Annotated in this window: 18 protein-coding genes; 11 read left to right on the top strand and 7 right to left on the bottom strand. The window is 63.0% G+C overall.

All coding sequences use genetic code 11. The annotated features are described in order from the left end of the window. The first annotated feature begins 119 nt into the window (after positions 1–119). The 8 genes from F4X08_08165 (at position 120) to F4X08_08130 (ending at position 7,876) form a co-directional block, all read left to right on the top strand. Positions 120–1,076, top strand: coding sequence for an LD-carboxypeptidase (locus tag F4X08_08165; GenBank protein MYD25773.1), 957 nt, complete (start codon positions 120–122; stop codon positions 1,074–1,076). A gap of 70 nt (positions 1,077–1,146) precedes the next feature. Then, positions 1,147–2,088, top strand: coding sequence for a D-glycerate dehydrogenase (locus tag F4X08_08160; protein ID MYD25772.1), 942 nt, complete (start codon positions 1,147–1,149; stop codon positions 2,086–2,088). A gap of 7 nt (positions 2,089–2,095) precedes the next feature. Further along, entirely contained in the window at positions 2,096–2,899 is an 804-nt protein-coding gene (locus tag F4X08_08155) for a hypothetical protein (GenBank protein MYD25771.1), read from the top strand. 33 nt (positions 2,900–2,932) lie between these two features. Further along, positions 2,933–3,670: an HD domain-containing protein gene (locus F4X08_08150; GenBank protein ID MYD25770.1), complete on the top strand. Its 738-nt coding sequence runs from the start codon at positions 2,933–2,935 to the stop codon at positions 3,668–3,670. Continuing rightward, positions 3,601–4,395 (top strand): phytanoyl-CoA dioxygenase family protein, encoded by a 795-nt coding sequence (locus F4X08_08145; GenBank protein MYD25769.1) that lies wholly within the window; start codon positions 3,601–3,603, stop codon positions 4,393–4,395. Before F4X08_08150 ends, F4X08_08145 begins: the two co-directional genes overlap by 70 nt. Next, entirely contained in the window at positions 4,377–6,065 is a 1,689-nt protein-coding gene (locus F4X08_08140; GenBank protein ID MYD25768.1) for a dihydroxy-acid dehydratase, read from the top strand. Before F4X08_08145 ends, F4X08_08140 begins: the two co-directional genes overlap by 19 nt. Before the next feature lie 14 nt (positions 6,066–6,079). Further along, entirely contained in the window at positions 6,080–6,826 is a 747-nt protein-coding gene (locus F4X08_08135; protein MYD25767.1) for an isochorismatase, read from the top strand. Positions 6,827–6,853: 27 nt separating this feature from the next. After that, the gene (locus F4X08_08130) at positions 6,854–7,876 is read left to right on the top strand and encodes a carbohydrate kinase family protein (GenBank protein ID MYD25766.1); all 1,023 of its coding nucleotides are present in this window, start codon (positions 6,854–6,856) and stop codon (positions 7,874–7,876) included. A 19-nt stretch (positions 7,877–7,895) separates the two neighbouring features. On the opposite strand, the gene gcvT is transcribed toward F4X08_08130, so the two are convergent. Next, complete coding sequence (gcvT, locus tag F4X08_08125; GenBank protein MYD25765.1) at positions 7,896–8,993, bottom strand: glycine cleavage system aminomethyltransferase GcvT; 1,098 nt, start codon at positions 8,991–8,993, stop codon at positions 7,896–7,898. A gap of 170 nt (positions 8,994–9,163) precedes the next feature. Between gcvT and F4X08_08120 the strand changes: the two genes are divergently transcribed. The 3 genes from F4X08_08120 to F4X08_08110 all read left to right on the top strand — a co-directional run bounded on the left by F4X08_08120 (position 9,164) and on the right by F4X08_08110 (position 13,106). Next, on the top strand, positions 9,164–10,807 hold the full coding sequence (locus F4X08_08120; protein ID MYD25764.1) for a hypothetical protein: 1,644 nt from the start codon (positions 9,164–9,166) through the stop codon (positions 10,805–10,807). Between the two features lie 138 nt (positions 10,808–10,945). Then, complete coding sequence (locus F4X08_08115; protein ID MYD25763.1) at positions 10,946–11,893, top strand: ribose-phosphate pyrophosphokinase; 948 nt, start codon at positions 10,946–10,948, stop codon at positions 11,891–11,893. Positions 11,894–11,987: 94 nt separating this feature from the next. Beyond that, complete coding sequence (locus F4X08_08110; GenBank protein ID MYD25762.1) at positions 11,988–13,106, top strand: TRAP transporter substrate-binding protein; 1,119 nt, start codon at positions 11,988–11,990, stop codon at positions 13,104–13,106. 12 nt (positions 13,107–13,118) lie between these two features. On the opposite strand, the gene F4X08_08105 is transcribed toward F4X08_08110, so the two are convergent. From F4X08_08105 to raiA, 6 genes are all read right to left on the bottom strand, one after another. Beyond that, complete coding sequence (locus F4X08_08105; GenBank protein MYD25761.1) at positions 13,119–13,835, bottom strand: hypothetical protein; 717 nt, start codon at positions 13,833–13,835, stop codon at positions 13,119–13,121. Continuing rightward, positions 13,832–14,806 (bottom strand): phytanoyl-CoA dioxygenase family protein, encoded by a 975-nt coding sequence (locus F4X08_08100; GenBank protein MYD25760.1) that lies wholly within the window; start codon positions 14,804–14,806, stop codon positions 13,832–13,834. The genes F4X08_08105 and F4X08_08100 overlap by 4 nt, the downstream gene beginning before the upstream one ends. 86 nt (positions 14,807–14,892) lie before the next feature. Further along, positions 14,893–16,653, bottom strand: coding sequence for a phosphoenolpyruvate--protein phosphotransferase (ptsP, locus tag F4X08_08095; GenBank protein MYD25759.1), 1,761 nt, complete (start codon positions 16,651–16,653; stop codon positions 14,893–14,895). A gap of 1 nt (position 16,654) precedes the next feature. Further along, on the bottom strand, positions 16,655–16,918 hold the full coding sequence (locus F4X08_08090; protein MYD25758.1) for an HPr family phosphocarrier protein: 264 nt from the start codon (positions 16,916–16,918) through the stop codon (positions 16,655–16,657). Positions 16,919–16,956: 38 nt separating this feature from the next. After that, positions 16,957–17,940, bottom strand: a complete 984-nt coding sequence (gene hprK, locus F4X08_08085; protein MYD25757.1) for an HPr(Ser) kinase/phosphatase — start codon at positions 17,938–17,940, stop codon at positions 16,957–16,959. A 10-nt stretch (positions 17,941–17,950) separates the two neighbouring features. After that, positions 17,951–18,253: a ribosome-associated translation inhibitor RaiA gene (gene raiA / locus F4X08_08080; protein MYD25756.1), complete on the bottom strand. Its 303-nt coding sequence runs from the start codon at positions 18,251–18,253 to the stop codon at positions 17,951–17,953. Between the last annotated feature and the right edge of the window lie 31 nt (positions 18,254–18,284).

Raw genomic sequence — 18,284 nt, 5'->3', positions numbered from 1 at the left:
TTCAAACTATCCGCTCCAAAAATAGGGCTGGATACCGGGTTGACAACAGAATTCGACTGCCCGTAAACCGGCGGGCAAAGAAGTTGACGGCGATACCCGCGAATCTATATTCATTTAGCATGGATATTTTGAAACCCCCGGCATTGAAACCGGGAGATACCATCGGGATCGTCGCACCGGCAAGCCGCTCGGCCCTGCCGAGTGCCCTGAAGAACGGCCGCCGGTCGATCGAAGCCCTCGGATTTCGCACGGTGAACGCACCGCACCTTTCGGATCGGCACGGATTCCTGGCCGGCAGGGACGCCGACCGCCTGGCCGACCTCCAGGCCATGTTCGCCGACCCGGAAATCAACGGTATCGCATGTCTTCGCGGGGGATACGGGTCCGTCCGCATGCTACCCGACCTGGAATACGACGTCATCCGCGCCCATCCGAAGGTCTTCGTCGGCTACAGCGACATCACGGCCCTCCACGGGGCGATTCAACGGCATACCGGACTGGTTACCTTCTGGGGACCCATGGTCTCATCCGACATGAGCCCCGTTTTTCAATCCTTTAATCGGGAAGCCTTTGTGAAGGCGGTTGCGGGAACCGACCCCATCGGAGAGATTCCGCACCCCGACGACTTGCCGCCGGTGCATGTCATACACGGCGGCCGGGCCAGCGGTCCGCTGATCGGGGGAACGCTTTCGCTGCTCGCGGCCGCGGTGGGAACACCTTATGAATTCGATTACGACGGCGCCGTCCTGTTCTTCGAAGACGTGGGCGAAGAGCCCCACCGGATAGACCGGATGCTCACGCAACTGCTACAGGCGGGCCGGCTGAACCGTGTCTCCGGCATCGTGATCGGCGAATGCGCCGGGTGCGGCAGTGCGCCGCACAACCCCGCGTTCCCCTACGGCAGTTTCAGTATCGAGGAAGTGTTCATCGACCGCCTGAAACCACTGGGGATTCCGGTCATCTACGGTCTGGGCATCGGCCACGGCACGTACAAGGCGACGCTGCCCCTTGGCGTGCGGGCCACCCTCGACGGGGATGCCTGCAACCTCACGATCGACGAATCGGGCGTCGTTTAGGCACATTGTCAGCCATACCGCCCGGTCCGGACGCCCGTCGTATCCCGGTTCGGCATGAGCAGGAACCTCCATGGGCATTCACATACTGCTGGACGTACCCCTGCCGGACTCGGTTATGGAACTCTTCGATGCCGGAGACCGTTTCCATATGCTCGACGACCTGGCCGACGGAGACGAACGGTGGCGCCTCGTCGACGCCTATCTCACCTATGGCCATCCCCCCACGGACGGGGAGATGATGGACCGCATGCCGAACCTGAAGGTCATCAGCAATTTCGGGGTAGGCGTCGACCATATCGACACGGAAGCGGCCCGCAAGCGTGGGATTCCCGTGGGGAACACGCCCCACATGCTCGACGGCGCCACGGCGGATATGACCTTTACGCTCCTGATGGCAGCGGCACGGCGCGTCGTCGTGGGCGACCGGTTCGCCCGCAGCCCCGGGTTCACGCATTACGACCCCAGCATTCTTCACGGATACGAAGTGCATGGGAGCACCATCGGCATCATCGGCATGGGCAGCATCGGGAAGCAGGTGGCCCGGCGGGCGAGCGGTTTCGACATGGAGATCGTCTATCACAACCGGAAGCCGGACCCGGATGACCGCCTTTACGGGGCCCGGTACGTCTCGCTGGAGTCGCTGCTCGAGGTCTCGGATTTCGTGACGCTGAACTGCCCGCTCACGGAGGAGACACGTGGGCTGATCAACGAAGCCGCGCTGCGGCGCATGAAAAAGACCGCCATCCTGATCAATCTGGCCCGGGGCGCCGTCGTGGATCATGACGCCCTTCACCATGCCCTGAGCAGCGGCTGGATCGCCGCGGCGGCGGTGGACGTCACCGAACCGGAACCCCTGCCGCGGGACCACCCCCTGCTCAAACTGGACAACCTGGTGATCGCGCCGCATCTGGGCAGCGCGACCACGCGGACACGCGACGCGATGGCTCGGAGGACGGTCGAGAACCTCAAGGCGGGACTCGCCGGACGGCCCCTCGTGAGCTCCGTCGTATGAGGCCCCATTGTATTCCTTCGCGCCGCTCGAGCGACGGGTCGCCATAATCGATCTGGGTTCCAACACGGCCCGGCTCATGATCGCCCAGTTCACGCAAGACCGGGTTTTCAAGATCACCGACGAAGTCAGCAGGCGGGTCCGCTTGGGTGAAGGCATCGCCGGGGGCAGGCGGCTTCGCTCAGCAGCGCGGTCCCGGGCGCTGGACGCCGTCCGCATGTTCAAGTCGTTCTGTGACGCCCAGGGCATAGACCATATACTGCCCGTGGCCACCGCGGCGGTGCGGGATGCCGGGAACGGCGCGTGCTTCCTCGAGGAGATCGCCCGCGGCACCGGGTTGAACTTCCGGCTGCTCAGCGGCGAAGAAGAGGCGTTCTACAGCACCGTGGGCGTGATCAACAGCCTGGGCCTGTTCGATGGGATCATCCTGGACGTCGGCGGCGGCAGCGCGGAGATCGGGTTGATCCTGGACGGCGCGTTCGCGAAAGGGGCATCCACGCCCTTCGGTACGGTCAGGACCACCGAGACCTACTTTCCCGGACCGGAGGTTACCACCCGACAGACGAAGCGGCTCGACGCGGACATCGACCAGGCGCTGGAGGACATCGACTGGCTCAAGGCACACGGGACGGTACCGATCGCCGGCGTAGGGGGCGTCGTCCGCGCCTTGGTCCGCATCGACCGGATGGAACGCAAGTACCCCCTCGGACTCGTGCACGGTTACGAACTGAAACGTCGACGGGTGGAAAAGCTGACCGAGCGCATCGCGACCATGCCCGTCTCCGAGCGGTCGCGGCGGATCCCCGGGTTGTAGAAGGAAAGAGAGGACATCATCCTGGCCGGCGCCATGATCGTGGCCTCAGTGATGCGGAAGACCGGCGCGCGGAAACTGACCGTGAGCGGCCAGGGCCTGCGCGAAGGGCTGTTCTTCGAAGAGGCGTTCAAGCCCTCGTCGAGACCGGACAGCATCGGCCGGTTGCGCCGGTTCACGATCCTTAACCTGGCGCGGCTATACGGTTACGAGGGCGCCCACACCGGCCACGTCGCCCGTTTGTCGCTCTCCATGTACGATCAGCTCCAGGAGGTGCATGGTTACGGCGAATGCGAACGGGAGTACCTGTGGGCCGCGGCCATGCTGCACGACATCGGCACGGTGATCGATTACTATGATCATCACAAGCATTCGGCCTATATCATCCTCAATGCCGGCCTGCCCGGATTCGACCACCGGGAAATCGTGATCATCGCCTGGCTCTGCCTCAATCACCGGCGCGGTAAGCCGGACTTCTCCCGGTACCAGACCCTGTTGAAGAAGGAAGAACGGACCATGGTGTACCGGCTGTCTTCGCTGCTCAGGCTGTCTGAATACCTGGATCGGAGCCGGTCGCAGATCGTCGAGGACGTCAGGCTGGAGACCGGCAGCAGGAAGGTGCGCATGAAGGTTGTTCCACGGGTCGGCCGGGACGTCACCGTCGAATTGTCGGAAGCAAGAAACCGCGTGCAACTCTTTGAAGAATGCTTCAGCAGGCGGCTCGCTATCGAGCTGGACGGGCGGACCAGGCGGGCCAGGAGATCCACAAGATGATACTGAGCGACGGACAAAAGCGGTTTTTCCACGATTTCGGCTACCTCGTCCTGCCGGGCCTCCTGCGCGAGGAGGTTCCCTGGATCATCGAGGAATTCGAACGGGTGTTCCGTGAGGCCGGGATCGTGCACGACGGAACCGCCCGGTCGAGTCTGGGACGCTTCATCGAACGCAGCGAACGACTCTGTACGTTGCTCGACCACCCCGGTGTCGACGGATTGCTGTCGGGCCTTCTGGGGGAGGACTACAACTATCTGGGCAGCGGCGGCGAGCTGTACGTCGGTGACGGCATGTGGCATCCGGACTGCCACGGGGACCCGGTTGTCCAGGTCAAATGGGCGATGTATCTCGATCCCCTGACCCCTGAGACCGGCGCTCTCCGATTCGTGGCGGGTTCCCATCGGCAGGGATGGCAGGGCAATCTCGATACCCATGTGCTTTGGGGCCTGGGAATGGAGGAAGTACCCTGCGTCGCCCCGCGTAACGAGCCCGGCGATGTCGTCGTGTTCAACCAGATGACCCTGCACAATGCTCTTGGCGGCGGAAACCGCCGTCGCATGCTGAACATGCTGGCCTGTTCGTCCTGCCGTACGGAGACCGAGCTCGCCTTTCTCCGGCGCAGGCTCCCGGCCGACCGGAGCGAACTGCGTTGGGACCTGATGCGCAGGACGGCGACGCCGGAGCGGATGCGCCACCTGGAACAGCCATGGCAGATACTGGCATAAAGGGAATCGACCGGAACCTGACCCGGTACGGCGATCCGGAGTTCAGCCGCTATTTACGGCGGGCGTTCCTGTCATCCGCGGGCTATGACGGCGAAGACCTCAACCGCCCGATCATCGGCATCGCCGACACGTCGTCGGATTACAACACGTGTCACCGGGATATGCCGGCTCTCGTGGAAGGCGTCCGGCGCGGGATCGCCCAGGCCGGCGGTCTCGCCCTGGTCTTCCCCACCATCTCGCTGGCCGAAACGCTGCTTTCGCCCACTTCCATGCTCTTTCGCAACCTGATGGCCATGGGCACAGAGGAAATGATCCGTTCGCAGCCGATGGACGGCGTCGTGCTGCTGGGAGGCTGCGACAAGACCGTGCCGGCCCAGTTGATGGCCGCCGTTTCGGCTGGCCTGCCGGCGATCTCGCTGGTAACCGGCGCCATGCGCACGGGAAGCTGGCAGGGCGAACGTCTAGGCGCCTGCACGGACTGCCGGCGGTACTGGCTCCGGCACCGGGCGGGCGAGATCGACCGGGAGGAAATCGCCGAAATCGAACAGTCCCTGTGCCCCACGGGCGGAACGTGCATGGTCATGGGAACGGCCTCTACCATGGCCTGCCTCACGGCGACACTGGGCCTGATGCTCCCCGGCGGGGCCACGCCGCTCTCCGGATCGGGCGACCGGCTACGGCAGGCGGTGATGACGGGCCGGCGCATCGTGGACCTGGCCCAGTGCGGGGAGGATCCGCACAAGTTCCTCACCCGGGCTTCGTTCCACAACGCGTCGGTCGTGCTCGCGGCGCTGGGCGGGTCCACCAACGCGGTGATCCACCTCATCGCCATTGCCCGCCGCGCGGGTGTCACCCTCACGCTGGAAGACCTCCACGAGGCGGCGCGGAAAACGCCCGTGCTGGTGAACTGCAAACCCGTGGGTACGGGATACATGGAGGACTTCCACAAGGCCGGCGGCCTCCCCGTACTGTGGAAGGCCCTGGAATCCAGGCTGGATCTCGGTGCCGTGAACGTGAAGGGCGTGTCCCTGGGGGAGATCCTGGCGGACACGGCCCCGCCCACCGCCTGGCAGGATACCATCGGCACCCTGGAAGACCCCATCGGTCCACCCGGCGCCCTGGTCGTCCTGCGCGGCAGCCTGGCGCCCGACGGGGCGTTGATCAAACGGGCCGCTGCCGAGCTGGATCGCCAGCGCCACCGGGGACCGGCCGCCGTATTCGAATCCCCCGACGACGTGGCCGCACGGATAGACGACCCGAAACTGGGACTGACCCCCGATCACGTGCTCGTCCTTCGAAACGCCGGACCCGTGGCCATGGGCATGCCCGAAGCCGGTTCGCTGCCTATACCGGCTTACCTGGCGAAAGAGGGGGTCATGGACATGGTGCGCGTCTCCGATGCGCGTATGAGCGGCACGGCCTACGGTACGGTCGTGCTGCACTGTTGCCCCGAGGCCGCGGCCGGCGGCCCTTTGGCGCTCGTCCGGGACGGCGACCTGATCGAACTCGATGTGGAGAACCGGCGGCTCGACCTGTGCGTTCCCGAGGAGGAACTGGCCCGTCGGAAGGCCGGACACGTCCCTCCCCCGAAGCCCGGCCGGGGTTGGCGCCGGTTATACGCCGAACACGTCCTGCCCGCCCACCTGGGGGCCGACCTGGATTTTCTTTGAATAGGAGCATTGTCATGGCAGATAACCGGCTTGACCTGAGCCTGCGCCGCCAGGAACTGGCGCGCGACAACGGCTTTAACGTGTGGAAAACGATCACGACGGACGTCCGCTGGGAGCCGGAACGCACCGCGCTCGTGCTGTGCGACCTCTGGGATGCCCACTGGTGTCGCGGCGCGGTCGAACGGCTGAACGCGTTGACCCCCCGGATGAACGAGGTCACGGCCGCCTGCCGGTCCCGCGGCGTCCTGATCGTGCACGCCCCGTCCGACACCCTGGATTTCTACCGGGACACGCCCGTGCGGAAAAGAGCCGAGTCCGTGCCTTCCGTGGATACGCCGCCGGACCTCGATCTCCCGGACCCGCCACTCCCCGTAGATGCGTCCGACGAGGGCGCGGATACGGGCGAAACCGAGACCTTCAGCGCCTGGTCCCGGCAGCATCCGGACATCGTCATCGACCAGGAGAAAGACCTGATGTCCGACAACGGCGCGCAGATCTATGCATGTTTCAGGCACTACGGGATCCGCAACATGCTGATGATGGGCGTGCACACCAACATGTGCATCCTGCACAGGACCTTCGGCATAAAGCAGATGGTCCGCTGGGGCGTTCCCGTGGCGCTGGTCCGCGATCTCACCGACGCCATGTACAATCCCGCCATGCCGCCCTACGTCAGCCATGATGAGGGCACCGGCCTGGTGGTCTCTTTCATCGAGAAGCACTGGTGTCCCACCGTGCACAGTTCGGACATGCTCTCGTAACGAAGGGAAGGGCAACCCAGTGACCAGATGGAAGAGACGTCACCTCGAAGATGGGCGTCGTTTAAGCCGGCCGGGTTTCGGGGACATCCGATGAATCGTGCGCTGGACGTGTTGGCGGTCGGGGACGGCAACCTCGACGTGTGGATGCGTGTGCCGCGCCATCCGGACCGGCGCCGTGGAGGCGTGCGGGGATCCGGCGTGGTCGGTGATGCCTGTCGCGTCGGGCCGGGCGGTGCGGCCGCGAACGTGGCCATGGGAACGGCAAGGCTGGGCGCGCACGCGGCTTTCGTCGGTGCGATCGGCGACGACGCGCCCGGTTCCCAATTCGTGAAGGGCATGCGAGCCGGCGGCGTAGACACGTCCCATCTCCACGTCATGGAGGGACGGGCGACTTCGCTGGCCTGCATGTTCGAGACGCCGGACGGCGAGTATGCGTTCTACGTGTGCCCGGGTTCCCGGGCCATACCTTCCCACTGCCTGGCCGCCGACTTCGTCCGGTCGGCGCGCATCCTCTATGTCACCGGCCATGTGCTGACTGAAGACGAATCAACCTGCGCGGCCATCCTCGACGCGATGGCCACGGCCCGCGACGCCGGCGTTACGGTGGCCTTCGATCCGGGAAAGTACTGGCTCAATCCCTCTTTGGAATCCCGCGTGCACGAGGCCGTGAAGTATACGGACATCATCCTGCCCAACCGGGAGGAAGCGGAACAGCTCACGGGCCGGCCAGCTCCCCGTGAGGCCGCTGCCGACCTGCTGGAGGCGGGCGTCGGAATCGTATCGGTGACGCTGGGTGGCCGGGGTTGCCTGGCGGCCTCCGAAGACCGCATGGTCGAGCAGCCTGCCTTCCGCGTCCGGACCGGGTCCACGGTCGGCGCGGGCGACGCGTTCGCCGGCGGACTGCTTTACAGTTTTCTGTTGAAGGAGAACCTGGAGGAAATGGCGGCTTTCGCCAACGCCACGGCGGCCATCAAGATCGGCACACCCGGCGCGTCGGAGGGCCTGCCCCGGGCGGATGAGGTAAGGGCCTTCCTTCGGGAAAACGCATAGCGTGATCCGGCCGACCGGCCTACTTCCGGCTTCCGGTATAAAAGGGGAGTTTCACCACTTCGGCGGCGATGTGCCTGCCTCGGATGCCGATCGCCAGGTCCGCTCCGGGTTCCGCCAGTTCAGCGGGCACGAAACCCGTGCCGATCCCCAGCCCCAGCGTGGGTGAAATCGCTCCGCTGACGACCCGGCCGACCGGGACCCGGTCGTGGAGGATCTCATAGCCCTGCCGGGGTATCCCCCGTTCCAGCAACTTCAGTCCGACCAGCTTCCGCTTCACGCCTTCACGCCGGACCCCCAGCAGGGCGTCCCGGCCGATGAAGTCCGGTTTCTTCAGCTTGACCGTCCATCCCAGGCCGGCTTCGATGGGATTGATCGATTCGTCGATCTCGTGCCCGTAGAGCGCGAGTCCGGCTTCCAGCCGCAGGGTGTCTCTTGCCCCGAGTCCGCACGGCTTCAGGCCCCCTGAAGCACCGGATTCCAGCAAGAGGTCCCATAGCGCGGCCGCATGCTCCGCCGGATACCAGATCTCGAAGCCGTCCTCGCCCGTGTATCCGGTACGAAAGACGCGGGCATCGATGCCCCCGACGCGCGTTTCGACAAATCCCTGAAACCTGAGCGAATCCAGTCCGGCCTCCGCCAGCGGATCGAGTATCTGCTCGCTGCGGGGGCCCTGCAACGCGATGAGCATGCTCTCCTGGCTCAGGTCCCGGATTTCGACGTCATACGCGACGGCATGGCTGCGGAACCAGTCCAGGTCCTTTTCCCGGTTGCCCGCGTTGGGAACGACCAGCAACCGGTCCGGCATTCGATATACCAGGAAGTCATCGATGACGCCGCCGTCGGTCCGGCAGGCCAGGGTATACTGGGACCGATAGGGCTTAAGCCGTTCGACGTCATTCACCGTGACGTGGTTTGCGAAGGCGACGGCATCCGGTCCGGATATCTCTACGCGGCCCATGTGGGAGACATCGAAGAGACCGGCCGCCGTGCGGACCGCGTGGTGTTCAGCCAGAATCCCTTCGTACTGAACCGGCATCTCCCAGCCGCTGAAAGGCACCAACTTCGCGCCCAGCGCCAGGTGGCGGTCATATAGCGCGGTTTTTTGGAGTTCCGCCATGCAACGCTCCCCCTGCGTGATCCCGATTTACACCCATCGCATTTAACGCAAGGGCTTCCTGCGGTGTCAACACAAAAACGAGATCCATGATAGGGCTCCGACTGATTTGAACAGGTGGCAATAGAGGGTCAAATCAACCGAATCACCATCATCAAAAGGAGTTCCTTATCATGATGCGAATATACCATCTCGCCATCACCGTTCTATGTCTCGGTTTCGCGGGGAAGGCCGCGGGCACGGGCATCGTCATTTCGGAGGTACTGGCCGATCCCCATTCGGAATCCAAAGGAGAGTTCGTCGAACTCTATAACGCGGGGGACGGACCGGTGGATCTCGAAGGCTGGCTGCTCGGTGATTCGCGGGACGTGAACGACACGATTACGGACTTCACCGGCCCCCATGACTTCGGCCTGGCGGGTACGGTGCTGGCACCGGGCGCATACGCGCTTGTCGTAGATCCGGACTACGAAGGCGAATACAACGAGCGAGTTGCCGCGGCAGGCGATCCTGCCCGTCTACTGATGCTGACCATCAAGGGAGACCGAACACTGGGCAATGGGCTCGGGAACAGCGGAGACCTGGTCTTCATCAAAAGAGACGAGGTTACGATCGACCAGTTCGCGTGGACCGAATCGGCGGGCGGCAACGGCATCTCGTGGGAGCGGCCCCGATTCGACCTTCCCGCGGACGGGTCCAACCGTGTGCCGTCCACTCATCCCGACGGATCGACGCCGGGGTTTCGAAACAGCACGGCGAGCGACCTTCCTCCCACGCCCGGACCGGTGGAGCCCGAGGAACCCACGGAACCCGCGCAGCCGGAGGAGCCCGAGGAACCCACGAAACCCGCGCAGCCGGAGAAGCCCGAGGAACCGGATGAGCCCACCGAACCGGAAGAACCCACTGAACCTGTGGAGCCGGAAGAGCCCGAGGAACCGTCGGAACCCGCTGAGCCTGCAGCACCAGGCGAACCTTCGGAACCCATGGCGCCTCAAGACACCGGGAGTTCGATGGAAAACGTGGTCATCAATGAAATCATGTTCAACCCCGGCCCGAACCGGACCGAGTGGATCGAGCTGTACAACAGGGGTAGCGGTGCGGTCGATCTTGCCGGCAGCGCGCTGCGGCTGGATCACGTGGAACGGGTGCGCCTCATTTCCTCGGGCGGCCTGTCGATCGAAGGCCAGGGCTATCTCGTCATTGCCCATGACGCCGCCCTGTTCCGGGAAACGCATCCCGGCTTCGGCGGTACCGTGGTGGAAGCGATAGGCGGCTGGGAAAGGCTACGGAACAGCGGTGCGAAGGTATGGCTTCTGGACGCGGTGGGAAAACCCGTCCATGGCGCGGAATACGACGAGGCCCTGAATCCCGACCCTGGTCGTTCCGTGGAACTGGTGAACCCGGACTTCGATCCACCGGTCTGGGGACCATCGGCCGACACGGGCGGCGGTACTCCGGGCCGACGAAACGCACTCTATGTTTCCCGTATACCGGACGGCGTCTCCGTGCATTTCAGCAACAATCCGTTCTCCCCGGATGGCGACAACTTCGAAGACGTTTGCCTGGTGACGGTCGACCTGCCCGCCCCCCACGGTATTCTACACGCCATGGTATTCGATATCCGCGGCCGGTTTCTCAAAACGCTCATCGATCAGACGACGGTAGCCAGCCGGCATGTCTTTACCTGGGACGGAACGGATCAGCACGGACGCGGGCTGCCGGCCGGCCCGTACATTCTATACGTAGAACAGATGCTGCCCACACTCGACAGGCTGACGGCTTCCAAGCATCTGGTCGTGATCGCCGCTTCGCCATGAACGGCCGGATTTCGCCGTGAACGGCCGGATATAGTCCTTGACACGGGGCCCCGGTTTCCCTTGATTACGGTGGCTTCACGCAGCATGGCTCCAGGCCGCCCGGAGCATGAATCGGGTCGCGCGTACAGAGACGGATACATGAACAGTATCGTGGTATTCAGCGGCTCTTCCCATCCCGCGCTGTCGGAAGAGGTCTGCCACTATCTGAACGTACCGCTGAGAGCCAGTACCCTGACGCGATTCAGCAACGACTGCCTCCAGGTCCAGTTGAATGCGAACTGCCGGGAAGGCGATGTCTACATCATCCAACCGCTGGGTCCTCCGGTGCAGGAGAACCTGGTTGAATTGCTGTTGATGCTGGATGCCGCCCGCGGGGCGTCGGCGGCGCGCACCACCGCCGTGCTGCCTTATTACTCCTACTCGAGATCCGACAAGAAGGATGCTCCCCGCATATCCATCGCCGGTCGCCTGGTCGCCGATCTGCTGGGAACGGCCGGCGCCAATCGCATACTCACCCTGCAAATGCACCAACCGCAGGTTCACGGGTTTTTCAGTATCCCGGTAGATCACCTGAACGCGATCAAGGTACTGGCCCAACATTTCCAACAGCGGGACCTGAGCAATACGGTGGTGGTTTCCCCGGACCTGGGCAACGCAAAGAACGCGGCCCATTTCGCGCGGCAGCTGATGTTGCCGGTGGCGGCGGGCAACAAGCGCCGCATCTCGGATGAAAAGGTCGTTATCGACATGATCGTGGGGGACGTATCCGGCAAGAACGCGATCATCATGGACGATGAGATCGCCACCGGCGGCAGCATCATCGAACTGATCCAACGGCTGGAAGAACGCAACGTACAGCGGGTTTCCGTCGTTTGTACGCACGGCGTATTCAGCGGCGGGGCGATCGAACGGTTCAGAGATTGTTCCAGGATCGACGAAATCGTCACGACGAACACGGTACCCATCGGCGAAGACAAGCGACTTCCCCATATGGTCATCCTTTCCGTCGCTTCGCTCCTGGCTGAGACGATTCGAAGGATCCACAACGGGGAGTCGGTGAGCAGCCTGTTTGCCGATACGATGTAAGGTTCGGCTGGGAGGGCTGCTCCCGGTCGGCCGCAGGACGCGGGACGACTTATATAAACCAAATGCGGGACTAACCGATTCATGGAGGAAGAGGATGGACCAGATCAAACGGCGCGAGTTTCTGAAGACGGCGTCCACGGCCGGATTGGCCGGTGGAGCCGCACTGATGGCTGGTTGCGGATCCGGGCAGGAAAGTAGCGGTCCCGCCATCCGTACGGACAGGACCTATGAGTGGAAAATGGTCACCACCTGGACACCGAATCTGCCCATATTGCAGGAGAGTGCGCGGCTCCTTTCCCAATGGGTGGAGGAAATGTCCGAGGGGAGGATGAAGATCACGGTGTATGCGGGCGGCGAGTTGATTCCGGCCCTCGAGGGATTCGAAGCGGTCAGCCAGGGAGTGGCGGAAATGGGACACGGCGCCGCGTACTACTGGGCGGGGAAAGCGCCCGCCACGCAGTTCTTCTCTTCGGTACCCTTCGGGATGAACGCGCAACAGGTCACCGCCTGGCTCTATAGCGGCGGCGGGCTGGAGTTATGGGAGGAAATCTACGCCCCCTTCAACCTGATCCCCATGCCCGCAGGCAATACCGGTTTCCAGATGGGGGGCTGGTTCAGGAAGGAAATCAACACCGCCGACGACCTCCAGGGACTGAAGATGCGGATACCGGGCCTGGGGGGCGATGTAATCAAGCGGGCGGGCGGTTCGGCCATTCTGTCCCCCGTCGGCGAGATCTACACCAACCTCGAACGCGGCGTCATCGACGCCACCGAATGGATCGGCCCGTACCACGATTACCTCATGGGATTCTACCGGGCGGCCCAGTACTACTACTATCCGGGTTGGCATGAGCCGGGCACCGTGACGGAACTCATGGTCAACAAGAGCGCCTTCGAGGAACTCCCGGCCTATCTGCAGACGGTGATACGGACCGCTGCGGCGCGGTCAACGCACTGGGTACTGTCCGAATTCGACGCCAGGAACAACGAGTACCTTCAGAAACTGGTCAACGAAGAAGGGGTACAGCTCAGGCGCTTCCCGGATACCGTGCTCACGACCCTCAAGGGATACTCGGAAGAAGTCATCGCCCAGCTGGTCGAAACGGACGAAGACAGCAGACGGGTGTACGAGTCCTTCACGTCTTTCCGGAACACGGTTACCGGATGGACGGACCTGGGAGAGAAGATCTACTACTCAGGCGCCATGGGGTAGGGCAACAGAGCGCTATTCGTCGAAAACGCCTTCGATCCGGGTGATCCAGCCCGACATCGCGTCGCAGTAAAGCAGGTCGGCTCCACAACGCGCCAGGCCGTGCGGTTCCGGATATTCCGGACCGATATGGATCTCGTCGCGTACGTTGCCGGTCTCGACGTCCATCTTCGCGATGACGCGGTCCACCTTGAAAACCATCCACAGGGCGTCGTCAGCGGTCCTCACGACACCGTGGCCGGCGTCGTAAGGCAGCGGAATGACCCGCTTTACCGACCAGTCCGGGACACGGACCTGCGTGAGCGTCTTTTCCTTAAGCGTGCTCAGCCAGATCGTGCCGGTTTCCACGAAATCGTAGTCCAGGCCGTGGGTGCCGCCGGGTGCGGGGAGCGGCCTGCGGAGCAGGGTAGCGCCGGTCCGCGGGTCGACCTTGAGGATCTCGCCCGTCCCGGGCGGCGCGTCGGTCTCCCTCGTAAATCGCCACCGTTCGCCCGGGCCGTTCGCGGCCAGCCAAAGCCCGCCTTCGCCGAAGGACATCCCACTCGTGTTGGAGGATTCCGTCGGCAATTCGCGCAGTATCCTGCTGACCCCGTACTCGTGGGGATCGTCCAGGGCGAGGAGCGCGATGCGATCGGTGAATTGATCGACAACCCACAGGCCTTCATCGGTGACCTGCAGACCGTTTGGCGCACTGTACGGCGCCCGCATATACCGGGTGATCCTGGGGTTCATGCCTCTTTCCTGTCCTTGAGACGGGTCCAGCCCCTGCCCGGGTTATAGGGCTTCGCCTCGTGGTAGCGATCGCGCAGTTCCCTGAAGGCTTCCGGTGTCGTGACCTCCCGATCGGGATGACTCGAATCCCGGATCACGAAATCGGCCTCGCTCGGATAGCAGGCCATGGTGACCGGGTCCCGTTCCGGCGTGTAGGTCGACGGGTCCTCCTCCGAGTTGTTCGGCGCATCCATGGACTGGTACCTCAGGTCGATACTCCAGCGAACGATTCCGGTATGGTTTACGAAGGAGGCGTGGGGAGTCAGATTCGTCATGAACAGGACATCGCCCCGTTTCATCACCAGGGGTATCGGCTTGTTCTGCGGTAATTCATCCCCGGGGATCTCCAGGTAGCCGCCGTGCCCGCCCGTGTAGTGCCGGAACACGCCATCCTTGTGAACTCCCGGAATCACGTTCAGGCAGCCGTTTTCCACCGTCGTGTCCACCAGCGGGATCCAGCAGGTCACGATCAGGTGCCGGTCGCAGTGGGGCAGGAAGTAGCCGGAGTCCTGGTGCCAGGGCACTTCCGTCCGTGTATGCCCCGGCAGCTTCGGTCGGATACGATAAGCGGAGGCGCCCACGATGTCCGGTCCGATCAGGTCTGAAACACAGTCTACCAGTTCCGTATTCCGCAACAACTCCAGCATCGACTCGCCGTTGAACTGTCCACCACCCCGGCCCATGATCATCGCGAGGACGGCCTCGCCGGCTTCTTCGGACTCCTTGTAAATATGCGCCAACCGGGTCTCGAACCCCTCTTCCTCGTAGGCACTGGCCAGTTTTCCCTCGCCGTGCAGCCGGCGCGCGCCTTCCTCCACGATGTCACTCAAGGCGAGGATCAACGGCCGCAACGCGGCTTCGGACAGCAGCCCGCCTTTGACCAGGTAACCCTGACTATCGAATTGCGTGGTTTCCGCCTGAGATAAACCCATTTAAGCCTCTCTTATTCCCTGGACCGCGCCCGGCACGCCGGGATGTCTCGGTGATGGCGGACCGGCCAGGCTGACCAGGCTGACCGTCAGATGCGCATCATGTCCGATACGTCCAGCTCGGTCTTCGGCTGGTGGGGTTTCAGGAAACGCATGATCTCTTCCGACGTGGACAGGTCCAGCGCCTCCCGGGTAATGGTCTTGAGCTCCTGGTAATCCGCGGAGCGGATCAGGCTCTTGATCTCGGGTATATCGATGGGGCTCATGCTGAGCTCGTCAACGCCGAGACCGAGCAGTATGCAGGCCGCAAGGGGGTGCGCGGCCATGGCGCCGCACACGCCCACCCAGATATCGTTGTCGTGCGCGGCGTCGATCACCGACGCGACAAGGCGGAGCACGGCCGGATGGCACGGATTGTACAGGGAGGCGATGCTCGGATTGCCCCGGTCGGCCGCCACGGTGTACTGGATCAGGTCGTTCGTGCCGATGCTGAAGAAGTCCACCTCCTTCGCCAGATCGTGGGCCGTCAGTGCGGCCGAGGGGATTTCGACCATGATTCCGACCGGCATCGACTGGTCGACAGCCACCCCATCCTCCAGCAGTTCGTTCCGCGCCTCTTCAAAAAGCGCCTTCGCCCTCCTGAGCTCCTGCAATCCCGATATCATGGGGAACATGAGACTCACGTTGCCTTCCGCACCGGCCCTCAGTATGGCGCGCAACTGCACCTTGAACATCTCCGGCCGGTCAAGACAGAGCCGGATACCCCGCTGGCCGAGTGCGGGATTCGCTTCGTCCGGCATCTGTTTCGGCATCTTGTCCGCCCCGAGGTCCAGCGTCCGTATGATCACGTGGTTCGGCGCCATGCGCCGCGCGATGCGCTGGTACGTCCGGGTCTGATCTTCTTCGGACGGCAATTCGTTGCCTACCAGGTAGAGGAACTCGGTACGGTACAGGCCGATGCCGTCCGCGCCGTGATTCAGGACGTCCTCCAGTTCAGCCGGCAGTTCGATATTGGCCGACAGCTCGATGCGCCTTCCGTCCCGCGTCTCCGCCGGGAGGTCGTGGAGTTCCTGCAGTTCATGCTCCAGCACCGATAGCTGGGACTTCGTTTCCCTGTATCGCGCGATCGTATCGGCATCCGGATCGAGATGGACCATCCCGGTGTTGCCGTCGATGATGATCATCATGCCGTCCGATATGGCCTGGGTAGCGATGTTGGTCCCGACCACCGCCGGCACGGCCAGACCTCGCGCGACGATCGCCGTATGCGACGTTTGGCCACCGGCGTCGGTGATGAAGCCGCAGACCGCAGACCGGTCTATTTCCGCGGTATCCGATGGGGACAGGCTGTGGGCTACGAGCACGATCTCACCGTCTGTGGCCTCGATCCCGATATGCGCGCTGCCGGTGAGTTTCGCCAGCACCCGGTATTGCACGTCTTCGAAATCGGCCGTCCGTTCACGGAAGTATGGATTCTCAATCGAGGAGTAACTGGCGATCCATCCTCTCATGACATCGTCGAAGATATACTCTGCGTTGATCCGTTCACGCCGGATGCGCACGACAGTGACATCCACCACTTCCGGGTCTTCGAGTACGGCCTGGTGCGCGCGGAAGATCTTCCCTACGTCCTGGTCGAAATCAACCGCGATGCGGCGCTGTAACCGGGTCAGGTCGTCCAATGCCTCGTCGACGGCGGTCCGGAATCGAAGAATCTCCGCCTCCACGCCGTCGGCGGGGATCGGACGCTGGTGTACGGCGGCGAAGCGGCGATTATAGACCAAAGCGCGTCCTATGGCGATGCCCGGCGATGCCGGTATGCCTTGAAGTACGCGGCGCTCTTCGCTCATGTTACGGCTCCTGATCCTTGTCGAACATGTCGGTGATGGCCTTCAGGGCATCCGTTTCGTCCGGTCCATCGATCTCCACCGTAATGGAACTGCCATGCTCCGCGGCCAGCATCATGACCCCCAGGATGCTCTTGCCATTCACCGGAATGTCGTCCTTGACCAGCGTGACTTCCGACTTGAATCTGGACGCCGTTCGAACCAGTTGCTCGGCGGGTCGCATGTGCAACCCCTTCCTGTTCTTTACGGAAACGGTTTTCCTTATCAAGTCGTTGCCCGATCCATTCAGACCTGCGTGACATGCTTCTACTCGTAGTCTTCCCTGCGATACCGGACCTTCTCGCCTTCCTTCATGACCTCCAGCACCCGCTGGTTCAGTATGGACGCCGGGTTGATCCCGACGACTTTAAGGAGATGCCGGAGTGCGACGACCTCGGAAATGACCGTCAGGTTTTTGCCCGGGTTGATGGGAATCCGGACATAGGGCAATTCCGCGTCGAGCAACGTCGTGGTCTTCTCATCGAGCGCCGTCCGTTCGTAGACCTCGTCGCTGTTCCAGTCCTCCAGGTTTACGACGACTTCTATCCGCTTGCGCACGCGGATGCTGCGTATGCCGAACATGCTGGTGACGTCGATAATGCCGACGCCGCGTATTTCCATGAAATGCTGCGTGATCGTGTTGCTCGTACCCATGATGACGCCGCGCCGCATCCGGTACGCGGTAACCACGTCGTCCGCAACCAGCCGGTGGCCCCGTTCCACCAGGTCCAGGGCCGTTTCGCTTTTGCCGATTCCGCTGCGTCCCGTGAACAGGAGACCCACGCCGTACACGTCGACCAGGGCGCCGTGCACAGTTGTCATCGGTGCGAAGTAGGGTTCCAGGTACTCGATCAGGGACTGCGCGAAGGCATCCGTCGTCAGTGAAGTACCCAGGACGGCGGTATCGAACCGCTCGGCGGTCTCGGCCAATTCCAGTGGAGGATCCATGCCCTTAGTTATCACCATGCAGGGAAAGCCGAGGTCGAACAGCCTATCCAGCGACGCAAGCCGCTGGTCCGCGGGCAGGCTCTTCAGGTAGGATAACTCGGTCTCCCCCAGGATCTGGATCCGGTTGCTGGAAAACCGCTCGACAAATCCCGCCAGCGCGAGTCCGGGACGGTTCGTCTCCGCGTTCGTTATCTTCCTGGACAGTCCCGTTTCACCCGTCAGCGGGGACAGTTTCAGGTCGACCTGCTCTACCAGGTTCTTGATCAGCAGGACGCGCGATTTCAGGGGCGATGTCGTGGCCATCGTCCGTTACCTAGTGACGCCGGGTTCTGTGATCGTGCAGCTTGCCATTGTGTTTCTTCAACTGGGTTTCCATCTTGTTGACCGCCTGATCGAGCGCCGTGTAGGCTTCGGCGTTCTCCTCTTTGCTGGTCAGGACGTGCCCTCCGACGTGCACGTTCAGTTCAACCATGTACCGGTATTTTTCCTGCGAGACGATAAGGTCCGCACTCAGGATGTTGTCGCTGTATCTGTTCAAACGGTCGATCTCTCTGTCCGCATGCTCCTTGTAGGCGTCTGCCAGTTCGCAGTGTCGGGCCGTCATGGATTTCTGCACGTTCGCCTCCCTTCGCCGTGTGGCTGATTCG

The organism is Gemmatimonadota bacterium (assembly GCA_009841265.1).
GTDB lineage: Bacteria > JAAXHH01 > JAAXHH01 > JAAXHH01 > JAAXHH01 > JAAXHH01.
The sequence above is the reverse complement of the archived record's forward strand: the minus strand, read 5'-3'. Positions and strand labels throughout refer to the sequence as shown.